This is a genomic window from Streptomyces sp. NBC_01390 (genome assembly GCF_045040105.1).
In the GTDB taxonomy this organism is placed as follows: Bacteria; Actinomycetota; Actinomycetes; order Streptomycetales; family Streptomycetaceae; genus Streptomyces.
Map to the genome: position 1 here is coordinate 10,885,638 of NZ_CP109551.1, position 18,010 is coordinate 10,903,647.

At 64.8% G+C, this 18,010-nt stretch carries 18 protein-coding genes and 2 pseudogenes; 17 read left to right on the forward strand and 3 right to left on the reverse strand.

The features are described 5' to 3' along the window. Positions 1 to 28 precede the first annotated feature (28 nt). The gene (locus OG241_RS48500) at positions 29 to 202 is read left to right on the forward strand and encodes a group II intron maturase-specific domain-containing protein (protein ID WP_405825395.1); all 174 of its coding nucleotides are present in this window, start codon (positions 29 to 31) and stop codon (positions 200 to 202) included. Positions 203 to 918: 716 nt separating this feature from the next. Here OG241_RS48500 and OG241_RS48505 read toward each other — a convergent pair. The 3 genes and pseudogenes from OG241_RS48505 to OG241_RS48515 all read right to left on the reverse strand — a co-directional run bounded on the left by OG241_RS48505 (position 919) and on the right by OG241_RS48515 (position 3,597). Continuing rightward, complete coding sequence (locus tag OG241_RS48505) at positions 919 to 2,289, reverse strand: hypothetical protein (RefSeq protein WP_405825397.1); 1,371 nt, start codon at positions 2,287 to 2,289, stop codon at positions 919 to 921. A gap of 335 nt (positions 2,290 to 2,624) precedes the next feature. Next, positions 2,625 to 2,759, reverse strand: a pseudogene (locus tag OG241_RS48510) (IS5/IS1182 family transposase); the annotation flags it as partial. A 187-nt stretch (positions 2,760 to 2,946) separates the two neighbouring features. Beyond that, on the reverse strand, positions 2,947 to 3,597 hold the full coding sequence (locus OG241_RS48515; protein ID WP_405825399.1) for a class I SAM-dependent methyltransferase: 651 nt from the start codon (positions 3,595 to 3,597) through the stop codon (positions 2,947 to 2,949). 290 nt (positions 3,598 to 3,887) lie between these two features. On the opposite strand from OG241_RS48515, the gene OG241_RS48520 reads away from it, so the two are divergent. The 16 genes and pseudogenes from OG241_RS48520 to OG241_RS48595 all read left to right on the forward strand — a co-directional run bounded on the left by OG241_RS48520 (position 3,888) and on the right by OG241_RS48595 (position 17,827). Further along, the gene (locus OG241_RS48520; RefSeq protein WP_405825401.1) at positions 3,888 to 4,085 is read left to right on the forward strand and encodes a hypothetical protein; all 198 of its coding nucleotides are present in this window, start codon (positions 3,888 to 3,890) and stop codon (positions 4,083 to 4,085) included. A gap of 25 nt (positions 4,086 to 4,110) precedes the next feature. Next, positions 4,111 to 4,395, forward strand: a complete 285-nt coding sequence (locus OG241_RS48525) for an acyl carrier protein (RefSeq protein ID WP_405825402.1) — start codon at positions 4,111 to 4,113, stop codon at positions 4,393 to 4,395. A 2-nt stretch (positions 4,396 to 4,397) separates the two neighbouring features. Then, the gene (locus tag OG241_RS48530; RefSeq protein WP_405825404.1) at positions 4,398 to 6,245 is read left to right on the forward strand and encodes an ABC transporter ATP-binding protein; all 1,848 of its coding nucleotides are present in this window, start codon (positions 4,398 to 4,400) and stop codon (positions 6,243 to 6,245) included. After that, complete coding sequence (locus tag OG241_RS48535; protein ID WP_405825405.1) at positions 6,242 to 8,035, forward strand: ATP-binding cassette domain-containing protein; 1,794 nt, start codon at positions 6,242 to 6,244, stop codon at positions 8,033 to 8,035. Before OG241_RS48530 ends, OG241_RS48535 begins: the two co-directional genes overlap by 4 nt. 116 nt (positions 8,036 to 8,151) lie before the next feature. Then, a complete protein-coding gene (locus OG241_RS48540) occupies positions 8,152 to 8,403 on the forward strand; it encodes a phosphopantetheine-binding protein (RefSeq protein WP_405825406.1) in 252 nt (83 codons plus the stop codon). 90 nt (positions 8,404 to 8,493) lie between these two features. Continuing rightward, on the forward strand, positions 8,494 to 8,727 hold the full coding sequence (locus tag OG241_RS48545; protein ID WP_405825408.1) for an acyl carrier protein: 234 nt from the start codon (positions 8,494 to 8,496) through the stop codon (positions 8,725 to 8,727). After that, a complete protein-coding gene (locus tag OG241_RS48550) occupies positions 8,728 to 9,615 on the forward strand; it encodes a hypothetical protein (protein ID WP_405825410.1) in 888 nt (295 codons plus the stop codon). It abuts the gene before it with no gap. 10 nt (positions 9,616 to 9,625) lie between these two features. Then, positions 9,626 to 10,645, forward strand: a complete 1,020-nt coding sequence (locus OG241_RS48555; RefSeq protein WP_405825412.1) for a hypothetical protein — start codon at positions 9,626 to 9,628, stop codon at positions 10,643 to 10,645. Beyond that, positions 10,642 to 11,523, forward strand: coding sequence for an LLM class flavin-dependent oxidoreductase (locus OG241_RS48560; RefSeq protein ID WP_405825413.1), 882 nt, complete (start codon positions 10,642 to 10,644; stop codon positions 11,521 to 11,523). Before OG241_RS48555 ends, OG241_RS48560 begins: the two co-directional genes overlap by 4 nt. A gap of 34 nt (positions 11,524 to 11,557) precedes the next feature. Beyond that, entirely contained in the window at positions 11,558 to 12,493 is a 936-nt protein-coding gene (locus OG241_RS48565) for a hypothetical protein (RefSeq protein WP_405825415.1), read from the forward strand. Between the two features lie 17 nt (positions 12,494 to 12,510). Next, positions 12,511 to 13,356 carry a hypothetical protein gene (locus OG241_RS48570; protein WP_405825417.1) on the forward strand — a complete coding sequence of 282 codons (846 nt, stop codon included), beginning with the start codon at positions 12,511 to 12,513 and terminating at the stop codon, positions 13,354 to 13,356. Continuing rightward, complete coding sequence (locus OG241_RS48575; RefSeq protein WP_405825419.1) at positions 13,353 to 14,540, forward strand: beta-ketoacyl synthase N-terminal-like domain-containing protein; 1,188 nt, start codon at positions 13,353 to 13,355, stop codon at positions 14,538 to 14,540. The genes OG241_RS48570 and OG241_RS48575 overlap by 4 nt, the downstream gene beginning before the upstream one ends. Then, a complete protein-coding gene (locus tag OG241_RS48580; RefSeq protein WP_405825421.1) occupies positions 14,537 to 15,379 on the forward strand; it encodes an enoyl-CoA hydratase/isomerase family protein in 843 nt (280 codons plus the stop codon). The genes OG241_RS48575 and OG241_RS48580 overlap by 4 nt, the downstream gene beginning before the upstream one ends. A gap of 54 nt (positions 15,380 to 15,433) precedes the next feature. Then, the gene (locus tag OG241_RS48585) at positions 15,434 to 16,411 is read left to right on the forward strand and encodes an LLM class flavin-dependent oxidoreductase (RefSeq protein WP_405825423.1); all 978 of its coding nucleotides are present in this window, start codon (positions 15,434 to 15,436) and stop codon (positions 16,409 to 16,411) included. A gap of 33 nt (positions 16,412 to 16,444) precedes the next feature. Continuing rightward, a pseudogene (locus tag OG241_RS48590) lies at positions 16,445 to 16,709 on the forward strand (transposase); the annotation flags it as partial. Positions 16,710 to 17,197: 488 nt separating this feature from the next. Then, the gene (locus OG241_RS48595; RefSeq protein WP_405825425.1) at positions 17,198 to 17,827 is read left to right on the forward strand and encodes a hypothetical protein; all 630 of its coding nucleotides are present in this window, start codon (positions 17,198 to 17,200) and stop codon (positions 17,825 to 17,827) included. Positions 17,828 to 18,010 lie beyond the last annotated feature (183 nt).

Sequence of the window (18,010 nt, forward strand, 5' to 3'; positions counted from 1 at the left end):
GGTCTACACCTATCCCAGCGACAGAGCAGTGAAATCGGTCCAGTCCAAGATCAAGGTGCTGACCGGACGACAGACAACGAACACAGACCCCCGCAGGGCCTTCATCCTCGTGGGACAGGCCCTGCGGGGCTGGACCACCTACTTCCGCCACGGCGCATCCAAGATCACTTTCAGTGAGCTGGAACACTACCTGTCGCACTGAGTGTGGAAGTGGCTCCGCCGACGCCACCGGCGCCGGAACTGGAGACGGATCGTCCGCGCCTACGGCACCCCCCCCCACAACCGGTGGGGCTTCACCGCCGACGGCGTGGACCTGTTCAACCCCGCGAAGGTACCCGTCCAGCGATACCGCTACCGAGGCGACACCATCCCCACCCCGTGGTCCGCGCGACCAGCCCAGGCCACAGCCTGAGGGACTTGTGGAGAGCCCGGTGCCGGGAAACTGCCACGCCGGGTTCGGGCGAGCGGCCAGGGGAAACGCCCGGCGGAACCGCGCCCCTGGCCGACTCGTACTCCACCGTGCACTGGTCCAAGGACGTGGTCTTCGGCGAGGACTTGAGCCAGGTCCGCCGCCACCACACCCCCCGCTGTCATGAGCGTCTTCCGCGACCTCGCCCACGCCGGGCTCCATCGCGCAGGCTGGACCAACATCGCCAGCGGCCGGCGCGCTCACACCCCACCCGATACCGTCCTCACTCTTGACGGCACCCCATGATCAAAACGGGCGGACCCGACTCTCCACGGGGCCTTGCACACAGGGTGACAACAATGACGGCCGCATGACCGGCTTCACGAAAATCTTGGAAGAGTCAGATTTCCACGGCCGCCGTCAGCGCGCCCCCTTTATTGCGATTCTCGCGACCTCGCGAGCGTTGACGAACCCATCAGCTCTATCGAAGCGCTTCGAACTTTGCGTGATTAGCGCGCAAGGGCGATCACAGTGCGCTCGATCTCGCGCAGCAGTGCCGATATCTCCGCGGTGTCGAGGTATTCGTCGTCCGCTTCGAGCGACAGGTTGAGCCGGTCCAGGTGGCTCCCCCACAGGTGGATCATCGCCTGGACCCGGAGCGGGCCGGCGCCGACGGCGCGTGAATCGTGGTGTTCGAGGGGCGTCGGGGGCGCGTCCTCATCGTGGCGCAGGAACGCGTCGGCGAGTTCCGGGCGCGCCGTGCGCAGGCTGGGTTTGCCAGCGGCCGAGCGTACGTCGTTGAAGCTGATCCAGGAGTCGGCACCTACCTGCTCGATCAGCGCCTGCATAACGTCCGGGTCATACGGGGAACGGCGCGCGGCGGCGAAGATCGCCCGGTCCACGCCGCGGATCTCGGCCACCGCGTCCGCGGCATCGCCCGCCACCGCGATATAGATGGGCTGGGAGCGATGGCCCACATAGGCTTGGGTCGCGGGCGTCCACCGGTCCCCGCATTCGATCTTAAACACCGCGCGCGGCGCGTCCAGCACCCGGTGCACGGCTGTGGCCGCGGCGACGATCGTGATCGCGCCCGAGGTGAACAGGCCGAGCCTACGCTCCAGGTATTCGTGCGCTGACTGGAAGGAGTCAGTGCTCAGATGCGCGCCCCGGACCATCGGGACCGCCGGCGCGTGGCGCGGGGTGCGTAGCGGATTGTCCGCCGCGGCCAGGATGGCCGGGCGCATCAATTCCCGCGCCCGCTCGCTGCGGGCGTGGGCGAGCGCGCTGCTCTCCTCGGCCGCCGCGGCGATCGGATCGAATGCGACCGGTTCCGGCTTGCGCCCGGACACGATCCGCCGCAGGTCCTCAACCAGCGCCAGGGCGCCTGCCCCGTCCAGGCTCACGTGCGACACGACGATCCCGAACATGTACGCGCTCGCGCCGCACACGCCGAGGATGAACCGGACCGGCATGTCCAATTCGAGGTCGAAGCGCCGGGACGCCGTGGCGTCCAGGTGCGCCGATAACGCCTGCTCGCACCGCTCCGGACTGTCCTCGGCGACGATGTCCACACCGATCCGCCCGCCCGCGTCGACGATCTGCTCCACGACACCGCCGGACGCGTCGAGCCGGAACCGGGTGCGCAACGCGACGTGCCGTTCGATCAGAATGTGTATGACGTCAAGCGCGTGCTGCACCGTCACCGGACCGTCCGCGCCGGCCGGTACACGGCAACGGAACCGTAGGTTCCAGTCGTCCACCGGGCCGAACCGCTGAATCTCGGCTCTGATATGCCGCTGACCCCAGGTCGCGGCGAACGTGCCGCCACGCTCCGCCTGGAAGACGAGCTCACGTCGCGTGACAGCAGATCTCTGGCTCACTCACGTACCTCTCGTTCCTCCACACACGGCACCCTTCACCGAATCTCGGCCGGCAGGCGCGGGTGATCGGTGTCGCTCACATCTGGCAACTGCAGATTGAAGCAGCCCACCCCGGCGGCCTCGGGTCGCTTCGGCGGTTGAAGGCGAAGTCGAACAGGGGCTCGTCCGCCATGGCCGCCCGGCGGGCCGGGTTGAACCAGTCGCTCGAGCCACGCCTGGGGATCCCGCCTCGGCCCGCCACCGGTCGATCCAATCGTCGTAGGTGACGTCCTCGCAGAACTCCCGGCGCTGGTGCTCCAGATGACGGTGCCCAGATTTCGGCGACGAACCCCGGGATCACGCGCCGCAACCAGTGCCGCCATCGCACGCTGCGACGGGCGGAGCTTGCGGCGCCGGTCGCCCTCACGGGCGGTGGTTACCCATTCCACGAGCGCATGCGGCAGGTCGAGTGCGGCAGGACAGATGACCAACGAGGCCCCCGAGCAGCGTGATTGAGACGTCAGACAACTCGATCAACAGCCCGGGGACCTCGCTCGTTGCGGTCTGTGAACCGTCACCTGATCGGCGGCCATCTTGAAGAAGCTCTTCGACCACTCTGCGAACTGCGTTGCCTTCGGGCACGGAGCATCTCACTCACGGACTCAGGCCTGAGAACCCCTACTTGAAGCGCCCCTGAACCCAGACACGGTCCGCAGGGCCTTCGACGCGGTCGGCCAAGACGCCGTCCCGGTAGATCTCCTCCTGCTTGACGTCCCCCGCGTCCAGCGCCTCGCTCCAGGCACGCGTGGGGCCGACACCCCAGGGAACCCACGGGGTGAGGTCGTCGACCACGACGAGGCTCCCCGGCCGGCACAGAAGCTGACAGTTCCCGAGGTCGGACTTCGCCACGTCGTATTCGTGGCCGCCGTCAACGAAAGCCATATCGAAGAGCGACTCCCCGTGCTCCGTGAGGTACTTGGGAAGAGCCGTACGGGAGTCCTCCAAAATCAGTTGGTGACGGCCGGGAAACCTCTGATCGATGAACTGCTTGGCGACGGACGACGCCAGGTTTTTGGGATGGTCGAACGACACCACCTGGACACTGTCGGACGCACTAAGAAACGCATGACTCGAGAAACCGATGTTGAAGCCGACCTCTATGACGGACTGCACCTCGTACGTTTCGACCAGGTGCATGAGGTGCGCCAACTCGGGAACACTCGACGACAGTTCAGAAATAGATTCATCACTGTGTTGCACGTGATCCCAAACCTCTTTGGAGAAACCACGGATCATGTCGAACCAGCGCACTAGATAATGCTCTTCCATGCCGCCCCCGCATACGCCAGAGAATGTGAATTAATGAATTAATTCAGCTTGGGCATTGACCGTAGAGGGCGCCTCCTGAGCCTGTCAACACTTACAAGAAATACCCTCAGGGGACATGCCATCAAAATGGACATTCCCCAACGCAAGGGAGCACATGCAGGCCCCAGTCCCATTGACACGGCTGGTTGTCAGTCGTAAGGATTAGACGATCGAAGCGCTTCGACAAGTCGACTCCTGCCACGGTCGATGAAGCCCCGGCGTCCTGATTCCTGCTGATCAGCGATGCTGGCGTGGCGTCTCGATGGGGTTCTTATGCGAGGGCGGGCGTGGAGACCGTCCTCAAGGGCCTCCAGATCACCCACACACTCGGTGCGGGGCTCTCGCTCGGCGCGGGTGACCGGGCGCTGCGGCTCGTCGCGGAGTTCGCGCGCCGACACCGGAGCAGCTCCTTGCTCAGTACGACAGCGGCGAGCTCTTCTCGCCGCTGACGGCACGACTTGCGGAGGCGCAGGGATGAGTATCGGCACCGAGCAGAAGCAGAACACGCCGGTTGACTCCACACGGGACGGCAGCGGCATCGAGAAGCTCCTCGGTGGCCCTCAGGACCGGAACGACCCGCTCGGCTTCGATCCGGAGCACAAGCTCAGCGACCTCGGCAAGGACTCGATCCACGCCCTGTCCCTGTGCGGCGAAGTCCAGGACCGCTACGGACTGGAAGCGGAGTCCACGCCGGCCTGGGACCACCCCACCATTGAGGCGCTCACCCGCTACCTCGCCGCCGAGCCGGCCGCAGGATGACCATGCGCATCGTCTTCCTCCGCCCGCTGCGGGCCGCCGGGCCCGTCCTCCTCACCGCGCTTCTCACCCTCCTGCTGCTCCAGGCCCTGCTGCCGGCCGCCACCGCACTGGCCATGGGAGAACTGGTCGGGCGCGTGCGCGGCGTCCCCGGCGAGGAACTGTGGCAGGCCGTGCTCTGGCCGCTGCTGGCCTTCACCGGGCTGCTCCTCGGCGCCCACCTCCTGGAGTGCCTCACCGAACCGCTCGACTTCATGGCCCGCGCGAGGGTCGACGGCGACCACCGCAGACGGCTGCTGCTGCGCGCGGCCGGCACGCCGACGCTGGAGGTACTGGAGCGGCCCGACACCCGGCGGCTGCTGCGTACCGCCGCAGCCGATCCCGAGAACTGGACCGAGCGCAAACCGTCTGACGGGGCCGTCGCCCAGCTCCGGTTGCTCTGCGCGGCCGTCGGCTTCGGTGCCTCGGCCGTCGTCCTGGCCGGCTATGCCTGGTGGACGGTGCCGGTCCTGGTGGTTCCCGCCGTCGCCCTGCGGGTGCATTTCGGCCGCTCCATTTCCGCCTTCGTCCGCCGCTGGCTCGCCGGGACCGGGTCGTGGGACCAGATGATGGTATGGGCCACCGCCCTGGCGTCGGCGGGGGCCGGCAAGGACGTACGCGTCTTCGGTCTCGGCGAATGGATGGTGGGCCGCCTCCGCCACCACCTGCTGGAGATGTTCGAACCGTTGTGGCGGGAGCACATTCGGCATCTGTGGCGCTGCCTCGCCCATGGTGCGGTCGTCCTGGTGGTGCTGCTGTGCGTGTTCGTCCCCGCGGCCTCCTCGGCAGCCGGCCGGGAGAGCACGGTCGCGGCGGCGACGGCGGCAATCAGCGCGGGCTGGTCGCTGTTCACGCTCGCCGAGTACTGCGATCCCCGCGATGTCGTGGGAGCCCGTGCCTGTCTGGAGGCCGCCGCCGAACTGGAACGTCTGCTGCCCGTGAGGCCGGCGGCTGGGGCGGCGGACCTCGCCGAGGGTCCCTTCACCGTTCGGTTCGAGGACGTCTCCTTCCGCTACCCGGGCACCGACCGCACCGTGCTCGACCGCTTGGACCTCGAGATCGCACCCGGTGAACTCCTCGCGATCGTCGGAATGAACGGCGCCGGAAAGTCCACCCTCATCAAACTGCTGGCCGGCCTCTACACCCCCACCTCCGGACGGATCACGGCGGGCGGAACGGACCTGGCCGACGTCGCGCCAGAGACATGGCGACGCCATGTCTCCATGGTCTTCCAGGACTTCGTCCGCTACGAACTCAGCGCGGCGGAGAACGTCGTCCTCGGCCGGGCCGACCGGCCTCGCGACGAGCAAGCACTGGCCAGGGCTGCGGCCGACGCCGGTCTCAGCCCTGTGCTGCAGCGGCTGCCCGCAGGCTGGGACACGCCGCTGGCGCGTAGCCGCACCGGCGGCGTCGACCTGTCCGGCGGGCAGTGGCAGCAGGTCGTCCTCGCCCGCGCCCTGTACGCCGTGCACAGCGGGGCCGGGCTTCTCGTGCTGGACGAGCCGACCGCCCATCTCGACGTCCGCACCGAGTTCGACGTGTTCGCGCGACTTGCACGGCGCAGGGGAGACGCAGGCGTGGTCCTGATCTCGCACCGCCTGTCCACCGTCCGTCAGGCGGACCGCATCGTGCTCCTCGACGGCGGCCGCATCACCGAGCAGGGCACCCATGACGAGCTGATGGCGCTCGGCGGAACGTACGCGGAGATGTTCCACATCCAAGCCGAACGGTTCCGGCGGGGCTACGACGACCGGCTCGATGGCCCGCCGGACGATCGTCCCGGGACGGGAACCACCCAAGGAGAATCGGCATGAAGCGCGTCGTGTCCCTCTGGGCGGAACTCTTCGCCTTGTCCTGGCGCCGCACGCCCGGCGTCGTCGCCGGTAACCTCGCCGTACTCTCGCTCGGTGTGGTGGCGACCTGCGGCACCGCCGTCGCCCTGGCGCGGGCCGTGGACGGGATGGCGGGCGGCAACCGGAATGCCGCTGTCGTCGGCGCCGCCGCAGCCGCGGTCTGCTACGCGGTCTCCCACATGAGCGCCCTCATGTCCGGCACCCTGCGGGTGGTGGCCGTCGAGCGCGTCGGCCTGACGGACGTGAACAGCGAGATTTATCGCGACATCGGCACCCTGCAAGGTCTGGAACACTTGGAGCGCACCGACTTCCTGGACCGGGTCACCACCGTGAGCCGCTCCGCGTGGGGGATCGCCAACAGTCTGTGGGGTGCCATCGGTATGCTCGCCGACACCCTGCAGCTGGTCGTGCTGCTCTGCCTTCTCGGTACGGTCAGCCCCTGGCTGCTGCTGCTCCTGCCCGCCGCCTGTCTGCCGCTGCTCGCCAACTACCGCGCCCAGCGTCTGGTCACCGCCGCGGAGACCGAAACCGCCGAGGACTTCCGGCTGCAGCGCCACCTCTTCGAACTCGCCACCGACGCCGGCTCCGGCAAGGAGATCCGGGTCGCAGGCGCCACCGCCGCGCTCGCCGAACGGCAGTCCGCCGCCTGGGATCGGGCGATGCGCGCGCGCTACCGGGCCCGGCTGCGGGCGTCGGCGGTCAAGGCCGCCGGCTGGGCCGTCTTCACCATGGGCTTCGGCGGCGGACTCGGACTGGTGGCGTGGCAGGCCGCACACGGGCAGGGCAGCTCCGGGGACGTGGTCCTCACCATCACGGTGGCGGCCACCCTGCGCCAGGCGGTACAGCAGACCCTGGCCCGCGCCGGGGAGACCCTCGACGGGATGCGTCTGGTCGAACCGTTCCTGTGGCTGAGGGCCTACGCTGCCCGGGACCGCGCCCGCGCCAGGGGGACCGAGACCGTCCCTGGATCACTGCGCGAGGGCATCCGCGTGGAGCAGGTCACGTACACCTACCCCGGCACCGACCGTATCGCGCTCGACGCGGTCTCGTGCACGCTGCCGGCCGGAGCGGTGGTGGCGGTCGTGGGTGAGTACGGATCCGGCAAGACGACCCTGGTCAAGCTGCTGGCCAAGTTCTACCGCCCCGACTCCGGCCGGATCACGGTGGACGGGTGCAACCTGGCCTCACTGGACACTGATGCGTGGCGCGCCCGCATCAGCGCCGCCTTCCAGGATTTCGGCCGGTTCCGCACGGTCTTCGCGGAGACGGTGGGCCTCGGCGACCTGCCTCACAAGGACGAGCCCAGCCGGATCGCCGAGGCGGTGGCCGCGGCGGACGCCGAGTCGGTCGTGGACAGCCTTCCAGAGGGACTGGACACCCGCCTCGGCAGGGAACTCGGCGGCGTCGACCTTTCGGAGGGACAGTGGCAGAAGACGGCGTTGGCGCGCGCCGCCATGCGTCAGAGCCCGCTCCTGTTAGTCCTCGACGAGCCGACGGCGTCGCTCGACGCACCCAGCGAGAGAGAGATCTTCCAGCGCTACATGGACCGTGCCCGCAGTCTCGCCGCCCGCACCGGAGCCGTCACGGTGATCGTGTCCCACCGTTTCTCAACCCTCAGCGGTGCCGACCTCATCCTGGTCATGGACCGGGGCCGCCTGGCCGAACAGGGCACTCACGAGGAACTCCTCGCTCTCGGCGGGCGCTACGCCAACCTCTACGGAATCCAGGCGACCGCCTATACGGCGAGCTGACGCGGGGGAGGCCATCTTCGACCCCGAATTCGTCGAAGCGCTTCGACGAAGGAGGCTTGGAGTGGGTAGTCAGGGAAACTGGACGACTTTCGGCTCCTTACTGCAGGAGGTCTCGCATGAGCACAGAAACGATTGATGCGCAGTTGGAAAGCATTATCAGGGAGTATTGCCCCGATCTCGAACCCCATATTTCTATCCACCCGGATGACAACCTGAAGGACTTCGGCTTGAACTCGGTGGGCACGATCGGAATCCTCGTGGCAGTGGAGCAAGCCTTCAATGTCGCCCTCTCCGATGAGGATCTTTCTTTTGAGACCTTCAAGAGTATCCGTAGCCTACGGCTCACGGTACTGAAGTATCTTGCGTAGTCCCACGTAGGCCGACGTGTCCCTCAAACCGTGCAGCCTGTGCCGATTACCGACCGGCGCGCCGTATGAACGAAAGAAGGTGGAGCGGCAATGTTCGATACCCGATTCGAAGCCATATTGCGGTCCGTCGCAGAACTTCCGGAGGATCTCGTGATCACCGGCGAGCAGAACCTGCGGAGTGAGCTGGGCGTCGATTCGCTGAAGCTCATGGATCTCATCGTGAACCTGGAGGGCGAGTACAGTATCGAGTTGAGCGATGACGTTTCGGCAGATGTGAGAACCGTCGAAGAACTCTGGCTTGAGATCAGCCAGGAGGCGGACTGAATGCAAGGAACGCAGGAGGTCTCCAAGATGTGCGGCGACACCATGCTCGACGAGTTGCGTGCCCAGCATTTGATTTCATCGGTAGTGAATGAGACCGGGCTCATCGGCTACCGTTTTTACGGTCCGCTCTTCGAAGCGTTCGAGGCGCTGGACCGCGCGCTGGTTCTCTTCTTCGAGAAGCGCTTCCCGCTTTTTCCGCATTCCTGTACCACTTTGGTTCAGCGGGATGTGCTCGAGGCGATAGATTTCTTCGACAAGCTCCCCTGCATTCCCATGAGTGCGGTGCCCCATGAGGTCGCTTCGGTTGAGATTTCGAAGCAGGACGAGTGGGTGCTCAGCCCGTCCACCTGCTACCACACGTTCGCCCACCTCTCGGGCATCGACCAGCGCTGGGACCTGCGTTGCTACACGGCACGTGGGACCTGCCATCGGTTCGAACCCTCGCTCGAGGCCTTCCGACTGGCAAGCTTCACGATGCGTGAGTTTGTCCTCATCGGCGATGAAGACCTGGTGGTGAGCCACGGCGAGTCGGCGTTCAACGAAGCCGTCGATCTGGTCGGCAAGCTGCACAGTCAGGTGTCCGTCAGCAAGGCGAACGACGTCTTTTACGGCGACCGCGCAGAGGTGACGCGCAGGGTGCAGCTCGCGCGGGGGGTCAAGCGGGAAATATCTGTTCCCTGGGGCGACGGGAGCGAGGTCGCCATCGGCTCTCGCAACCTGCATCAAGATCTGTTCACTACGTCCTTTCACATAGGTACCGCGACGGAAGGCCCTGCGATGCATTCCATGTGCATCGCCTTTGGTATCGAGCGCATGCTGCTGGGCCTGCTGGCCCACACGGAGAACCACGACCCTCAGCGTCTCATCGCTGCGCTCGACGAGATCTGAAGGTCTGCTCATGGGATCTGAAATCGAAAACGTGAAGGCGGGTAAAGTCGAGCAATTCCCCGTAGCGGCCCGCAACTGCTTCTCGGGGAGCCTCCAGCGGATGGCGCTACTCCTTGATCGGCAGGTCGAGGAGGCTGCCATCATGGAGGCTGGGGGTGGCTACCTCCTCCAGGCCGGCCTGGATGAACGGTCACGCCCGGAACTGGTGTTCGGAGTGGAGTCCGTCATCCTCTCTGGCCTGAGCTCGCTCGGGTACGAGACTCAAGCCGTCGCGATCAAGCCAGACGAGTGGCGGGAGCAACTGCAGGACCTGTTGGCCGAGCACGCCGGTGTCACCGTCTGGGTCAACTCCGCGCATCTGGACTATGCCGATGTCTACTCATCCCATCCAGGCTTCATGCACGCCGTCTTGGTCTTGGAGCAGTCGGGAGATCTGAGGCGAATCAAGGTCTTCGACTCGCTCGTCGATGAGCGCAGCCGTTATTCCTGTGTTGCTTGGATGACGGACACCGCGTTCGAAGGTGCAATGCTTGACCGCATACGCTCCAAGTCCCTCGATCACATGGGAAGATTCCACACACTGGTCGCGGTGCGTGAACATGGGGCCGACAGCAGGGATGTCGCGACGACGGGCCTTCTGAGGCAAGCGGAGGCATTCCGCACGAATTCCTGTTATTTCAACGCCATCCACGAATACAGGCTTCTGTGCCGAGAGGTGATGGCGAGCGCAGAGGATGTCTCCAAGAATGCGGCACGGCGTCTCTTCGACCATGTGAACGTTCTCTACGTTCTCCCGAGTTTGAAACTGCTTGAACATTCATTACGCCGGGCCGAAGCACCGGAGTATGTCTCCGATCTGTGCCGGATACTCATGAACGACTGGCGTGTACTCGGACTGCAGTCGCTCAAGTTCGAATCCATGCCATCGACCTCGATCGCGGCTCGGATGGACGAGCGTTTCGAACGTTTGGGTACGGCCACCGCCCACCTATGGGAAGCTCTGGCTACGGGGTTGGGGAATAGGAAATGACGACTTCGCGTGAGGCGCAGCGCGGCGACGATAAACGGCTCTGCGGGCTTTCAGTATCACTCGGCGTCGGCGACCGTTGGGAGAAAGAGGGCTGGCGGGCGGTGGTGGAAGCCGCACGTATCGCGGAGCTCTGTGGCTTCCACTCTATTTGGCTAACCCATGGTGACTGTGGCGTCGACGCGGCCCAGCCGAATCCCGTGCTCGTAGCCGCAGCCGTATCGGTCAGCACCCAGCACATCCGGGTGCGTGTCGAAAAGGCGGAGCAACCGGGACATGACCCTCTGCGAATAGCGGAGGACTGGTCAGTCGTGGACAACCTCTCGAACGCGCGCGTAGAGCTGCTCTCGAGGGTCGGGCGCCGAAAGGAGGGAGAGTCACTCCCAGGCGGTCCTTCCGATGGTGTCGACCATGCCCGTGCGCAGATCCTTTCCACCCGTCACCTCTGGAGCGGAAAGCACGTGCTACGAGCTGGACCCGAGGAGGAGGAGTACAGCGTTCACACATACCCTGCTCCGCAGCATGCCGATCCGGCGTTCTGGCTTGCTGACTGCGGCGATGGGCTTGGACTCAGGCTTTCCGCGGAGTTGAACACCGGCGTCTACATCATCGATGCGCTTGCCTTCGATGAGATCGCGGAGCGGGTCGCGCTGTCGGAAGAACAGTTCTGGGCAGTGAACGGAAGGCCTGGGCGAGTGGCCGTCGCGGCCGGCACGGCACTGAGTCCGGAAGAGATCCAGGGAATCCATGCTCTCGGCGTCGAGGAAGTCGTACACGAGCTCGACATCGAAGCGGCCAGCGGCAGTCTCACCGAAGCCATTACAGAACTCGCGCACGCCAACGATTTGATGGCGATGAGTGAGAGCGCGCGGCGAGAGTGATCTCATCTTTATTTTACTTCAAGGGTGAGGGGATATGGGATACGACGACGTAGGCTCGCAAAGACTCAAGCAAGCCGTAGATCGTGCACTGGTGAAACCTGAGTGGTGTAGGTCGTACAGTGTATCGCCGGCTGAGGCACGTGCGCTGTACGGCGTCAACAGTAAGCTTGTCGATGCGCTGATCGGTGTGGGTTTTCCCTATAAGGGCCGGGGTGAGCGGGTCACATTCGATCCACTGGACCTTGAAAATCTGGGGTTGGATCTGGAGCTGACGTCGGCGAGTCGTACCGCCATGTCGCTCTGGGCGAGGACATTCAGGAACCCGGCTCGCTTGGCCACAGCCCGCTGTACCGTACAGATTTCATGGTCCTGTCCGGTACCGGAGCATGCAGGAGATTGTGGCTGCGAATTCACCATGAGCCCTCGAATCGAAAGTCAGTCAGCAGGTCTGGCAGTATATGACAGCTCCGGCTGGAACGCAGACCTGAACATACAGCTGTTGAATGACGACCATATATTCCAGGATGGGTTCGCCGCTCTTGTCGAAGAGGCCGAAAAGCTCCACTTCCATAGGCTGAGTCGCGAACTCGCGCAAGATATGGATTTTCTCTGTGAGCACCGTATCGCCGACTGCAGGTCAGCAAGCATCCATCTCGCCGGTGTGGCCGCCGAAGCCGGACTGGTGGTGCGTCAGGCGTCGGGATACTTCGTGGGTACCCCTTTTCTCGTACCGCACATATGGCTCGACGTCGACGTGAACGGGCAGTGGATCGCTGCGGACCCGTTCTTTCTTCAGACTCTCGCACGCTGGGGCGTTGTCAACCCGGAGGACTGGCCAACCACGAGGTCTCCGCGCAATGTTCTGTGGCGGATCCGAAGCGACCACTTCGAAGAGCCCTTGATACAACATGGTGCAGCAGGTGTACCCGTAAAACTTGTAGCCCGGATGAGTTATGAGCGCTGCATTTAATGGCTGGAGGTGAAATCTTGTTCAAGTTCAATTTCGGCGAGGTCGACCTGGTTTCCCTTGATGTGCCAGGTGACTCCTCTGAGCCTTCTTCTCCGCCCGAAGATCTATACGACGTCATAGAAACCGGTGGCGACCGCTATCGCGACTGGTTCACTCGCATGTGCCTCTATGCGGTGGGGAGGTCCTTCGACGCGGCCCAAGATGCCGCCAACCAGGTTATTGTCGTCGGCACCGAGTACGGAAATACCCCTGCTCTCCTAGGACTTCAGCGTGCGGCAGAGTCCCAAGGGCGGCGAATGTCCTCGCAGTACTTCCCGAGCGCAACCTCGAGTTCCGCTGCGGCATTCCTGAGCATGCGCATCGGAGCCACTGGCGGAAACTATACGATCAACGCCGGTCTCCTCACCCCGATCATGGCATTTTGGCAGGCGCTGTGTGGTCTGGGATACCCGGAGAGCTCCGGGAGCAGGCTGCTTGTGGGTGACATCTATTGCCCGGAATCCCGTGCGGACGCAGGGAAAGAAACACCGGATCTCGCGTGTGAGCCCGGGCTCGTGCACACATGTCTCACGGCGGGCTCCGAATTCGAAGCAGGCTTTGAGTTCAATGCGCCGGACGAAGCAGACGAGATCGGCGAGCCGCCGATTTCCCGGATATACCTGCGCGGGCCGATTGGGGCTACCTGCGCTCGCTACGGCCGCAACAGTGCCTTCGCCCTGGCGGATCTTCTCCGGGCCTCCCGCCGCATGGAAATCGGGGAGAGCGTCAGCATGGAGTGCCTCAGCTTCAGAGGGCCTCGCGGGAAAGTGACGATCACCCGTCTGTCAGAGCAAGGTGCGAATATGGGACGGAGTGGCCGATGACAGCCACCGTGTCGAGGGTGTTTGTGACGGGTGTCGGAATCATCTCACCCGCAGGAGCAGGCAGGCAGGCCTACTGGGACGGCCTCTCCTCAGCAGCGCCCCACTTCGATGAGCTGCCGCCCCTCTACGCGGGAATGAAGCCCGGAGCGCTGGGAGCATGTGTACCGGAGTCGGCCCGCGAGGCTGCCATCGCTGTGATCAAGAGCGACGCGGGTGTGAAGCTTCGGATGGCGGAGGTCTACGCCGCGTACGCCGCGACGGAAGCCATCGAGGACGCCGGTTTCCTCGCCGGAGACCCCTCACTGTCCCGATCTGTGGTGTGCGTCGGTACCAGTGACGGCCAGGCCGACGCCCTTGAGGCGATCTACGCGGGCGATGGTGACGGGTCCTCACGTTTCTCGAGTGCCGGCATCCCGTCCTCCGTTGCCCAGGTCGTCGGAAGTGCCGGGCCTGCATTCGCGGTACAGGCGACCTGCGCATCGACGAACGCCGCCCTCTCATGCGCGCGGGATGTGCTTGTCTCGGGCATGGCCGAGACGGCGGTGGTGGTGGGCTGCGATGCCTATTCGCAGAAGAACATCATCGGTTTCAGCAGCCTGCAGGCCATCGGTCCGAAGGGATGCCGGCCCTTCTCAAGGGACCGACGCTTCGTCACCCCCGCCGAGGGTGCAGGAGCACTGGTCCTTCAGACAGAGCGCTCCTTGCGGCAGGACCAGCATCCCTACGCGGAACTGGTTGCGGCATCGATCAGCAACGACGCCAGCCACCCGACAACGCCTGATCCTGCAGGCGTCAGGAGATGCCATCGCCGTGCCCTTGAAGAGGCGGGCCTCGAAGCGTCCCACATCGATGTCATCTATGCCCACGGCACCGGCAGCCGCATCAACGACGAGATTGAGGGACGTATCTTCGTCGACGACTTTCCCCACGCCGCGGTGACGGCCGTGAAGGGAACAATCGGGCACATGATGGGCGCTGCCGGCGCAGCCGGCGCCGTGGCAGCCTGCTTGACGCTGAGGCATCGCCTGGTGCCGCCCACCGTGGTCGATTCGAGCGAGATCGAACTCGACCTGAATCTCGTCACCGGGGCCGCCCGCCCGGTTCCGAATGTCCGTTACGTTCAGAACAACGCATTCGGATTCGGCGGAAACAATGCGATCAGCATCTTTCGGCGGATGTCGTGAACGACCCGGTGCCCAACTCTGATTCGGGCGGTACTGCGGTGCCTGGTGCCCTGGGCGATCCCAACGCTCCGTTGCGTCTGTCGTTCGACGGCCCCCTCGCGGTGATCACGATGGACAATCCGCCGCACAACCTCTTCGACGATGGAATGTGGCAGGCGTGGTTCGCAGCCGCCGACTGGCTGGAACACAACGTGCCGCGGGCCTTGTTGATCAGGGCAGAGGGTCGTGTCGTCAGCGCGGGTGTCGATGTCCGAATCTTCCGCGACACCCCTGCTGACAAGGTTGAGGAGTGCTGGCGCCGCAATCTGAGTATCGTCCAAACCTTGGAGCGGCTGCCGTGCCCTACGGTGTTCGCAGCCCATTCACTCACTCTCACCGCCGCCTTCGAAATCGCGCTGGCCTGCGACTTCATCGTTGCCGTGAGTGGTGCGCGGTTCGGATTGGTCGAGCGAAGAGTGGCGTTCACGCCTGCGATGGGCGGGACGCAACGCCTCGCCGAACGGGCAGGGGTCTCAAGAGCCCGGGAGCTCGTGATGACGGGCAGGCTGTACCGAGCGTCGACGCTTGCGGACTGGGGGGTCGTCAACGCCCTGTTCGAGCCCGCGAAGTTCGCGGATGAAGCGCACGCATTCTCGTTGGATCTTGCCACCGGTCCTACTCAGGCACACGCGGCGACGAAGCAGGTCATCAGGGAGTACCTCAGTGGCGGCGTGGTGGCGGCTGACGCCGTCCTGCCGACAGTGGCGCACAGCGTCTCGAGGACCGCAGATCACGGTCACGCGGTGGCGGGATTCCTGGCGCATGGTCCCGATCACGGTACCGAGTACTTCGGCCGATAATTCTTCTCAAAGCATCCTCGACAATCGACCAGGCCGGAGAGAGGAAGCCTAATCGTGGATTTTAGCGTATTCTACTTCGCGGATGATTCGAACCGTCAAGCCGCACAGCGTTACGATCTGTTGCTGCAAGGTGCACGGTTCGCCGACACGCATGGCTTCACCGCTGTGTGGACGCCCGAGCGTCACTTTCATCGCTTCGGCGGAAACTATCCGAATCCCGCTGTCACCGGGGCAGCCGTTGCGGCTGTCACGGAAAGGGTTGCGGTACGTGCTGGAAGCGTTGTCGCGCCGCTTCACAACCCCGAGCAGATCGCCAGGGACTGGTGGCTGATCAACGCCTCCTCGAACGGGCGGGCCGGTGTGTCGCTCGCTTCAGGATGGAATCGTGGTGATTTTGTCCTGAACCCGACCGGATTTGAAGACCGCGTTCGGTCGACAACGGAGGCCGTGCATGCTCTTCGGAAAATGCGACAGGACGGCGACCCGGAAATTCCGCTCTGGCTTTCTTCCGGAGGCAGCCCTGAGACCTTTGCTGCAGCCGGCAGTCTCGGCGTCGGCGTACTGACCCATCTGGCCTCCCAGTCCCCCGCGGTGTTGGCTCAACGGATCCAGGAGTACCGCAGAGCCTTTCGGGACAGCGGAAGCCCGGGCTTGGGACATGTCACGCTCATGCTCCACACCTACGTGGGTCAGCGAAAATCCGAGGTTGAGCAGGAGATTCGGGGCCCGCTGGAGGAGTACCTCATGAGCGCGATGAACCTGATGCGGCCCGCGGATGGCTCCCGCGTTGATGCCCGGAGCCAACTTAGGCTCGCTCGCCTCGCGGTTCAGCCGGCGTATGAGAAGTACATGCACGATTGCAGTCTCATCGGCACGGTTGACCATGCCCTTTCTGTCGCCGAGGACTTCAGCCGGATAGGCGTCGATGAAATCGCCTGCCTCATCGACTTCGGCCTTCCGGCGGAAGCCGTGTTGAGCGGTTTGCAGAATCTGGACGTCTTGCTTCAAGAAATGCAGAGAAAGCCCATGTAATGGAAATCCTGAAGACGCACAGCGACCGGGCGGTTGGTGCTGGGTCTGCTGTTGGACCTGCCGAGGAAGAACTGCTGGACGATCGCGGAGTGGGCCGGGGAGGCCAGCCCGCACGGCATGCAGCATCTGCTGTGCCGAGCCGTCTGGGATGCCGACGGCCTCCGTGATGACGTGCGCGAAAATGTCGTCGAGCACCTCTCTGACGATGCCGCGGTCCTGGTGGTCGACGAGACCGACGACGTGAAAGAAGGGCACCCACACGGTCGGGGTCCAGCGCCAGTACACCGGAACTGCCGGGTTCGGCGGCAGCAGCGGATCGCCGGCGTAGTCGAACGCAGCGAGCTGCCACCCACCGATGTCGACGGATGGAGCGCCCTAGAGGTGACGCTGACACAGACGTACGCCCAGTCCGCAAGCGGTGGACCGCACACATGACCGACCGCCCGCTCCACGGCCCCGGGGATGCTGAACCGCTCACTGCTCGCCAGGATCGTCAGGCAGGCGTGCGCGATCTGCAGGGCCCAGGCTTCTGTCGCCCTCCGGCGAGTTCGGCAGCCGCGGCCGCCACGGGGTGCTGTGCTCGTAGCCCGCCGCTGCGGCAGTTGAAGCCACACCATCCACACGAGCACGCAGCCGGACTGGCCGACGCGGCACTTCGACCCGGCAGCCGTCTTGACTCCCGAGACCCGCAGCAGGATGGGCGGAGAGCAGCGGGTTTCCGCCTGGGCCGCACGCCAGCGGGCGAAGGCCCTCCACGTCGGCACGTACGAGGTCCCTGTCCACAACATGCTCAGGCGGATCCGCGACCAGGCCGACCGGGGCAACCAATTCTGCCTGTACCGAGTCCATCTGAATCCGTCCGTCGTGGTGCGGGAGGGATGGCTCGTCGATCCCAGCAACTTCGTCGGCGACGTCGGGCTCGACGAGGTCTGCCCGTCAGGCGTCGACGTCGCCCGCTACCTGAACTACCACGAGGATCCGGGAGGGCTCTCGCTCGCGCTGGGGAGGGACGTGATCGCCAGCGTTCAGTGGATCACTGTTCCGCTCCCCGACACCTGGGACGGTGGCTGGGTGCGCGATGCCGTCGCGGCTCTCGAGGGCGTGAGCGGCACCGCCGTCCTGGCGACCGGCAAGCCGGCCCGCTCCATGTGGCCGCCATCGTCGCGAGCCGTCCTGGGCCGAGAGCTCGGTGCGTCCCTGGCCGGCAGACTGCCGGCCAACCTCCAGGACCAGTTCGCGTCGGCCGCGGCGTTCGCGGAGGGAGAGGATCCAGAGAAGTGGGCGCGACGGGCCAGCGGCCTGTTCGATCTGATCGACGATCCGACTCGCGTGCTGGCTGCGCTCGACCAGCAAGATCCCCGGGAGGTCTCAGTCCTGCCTTCGGGACAACGCTTCCGTGCGTTTGAGGTGGTGTGATCTCAAGCGTGGCCGATCTGACCAATACGTCCCATGTATCGTGATTCACTGGACTGATTCTGCGAGGGCAAGTCGTAATTCATGGCGCTCACACCTCTAGACGTCCTATCTATCAGCTGACGATGATGGGGCTGATGTCAACGTAGCGTGGGGCGATGAGGCCGCGATTCCCTGATGTCCGGA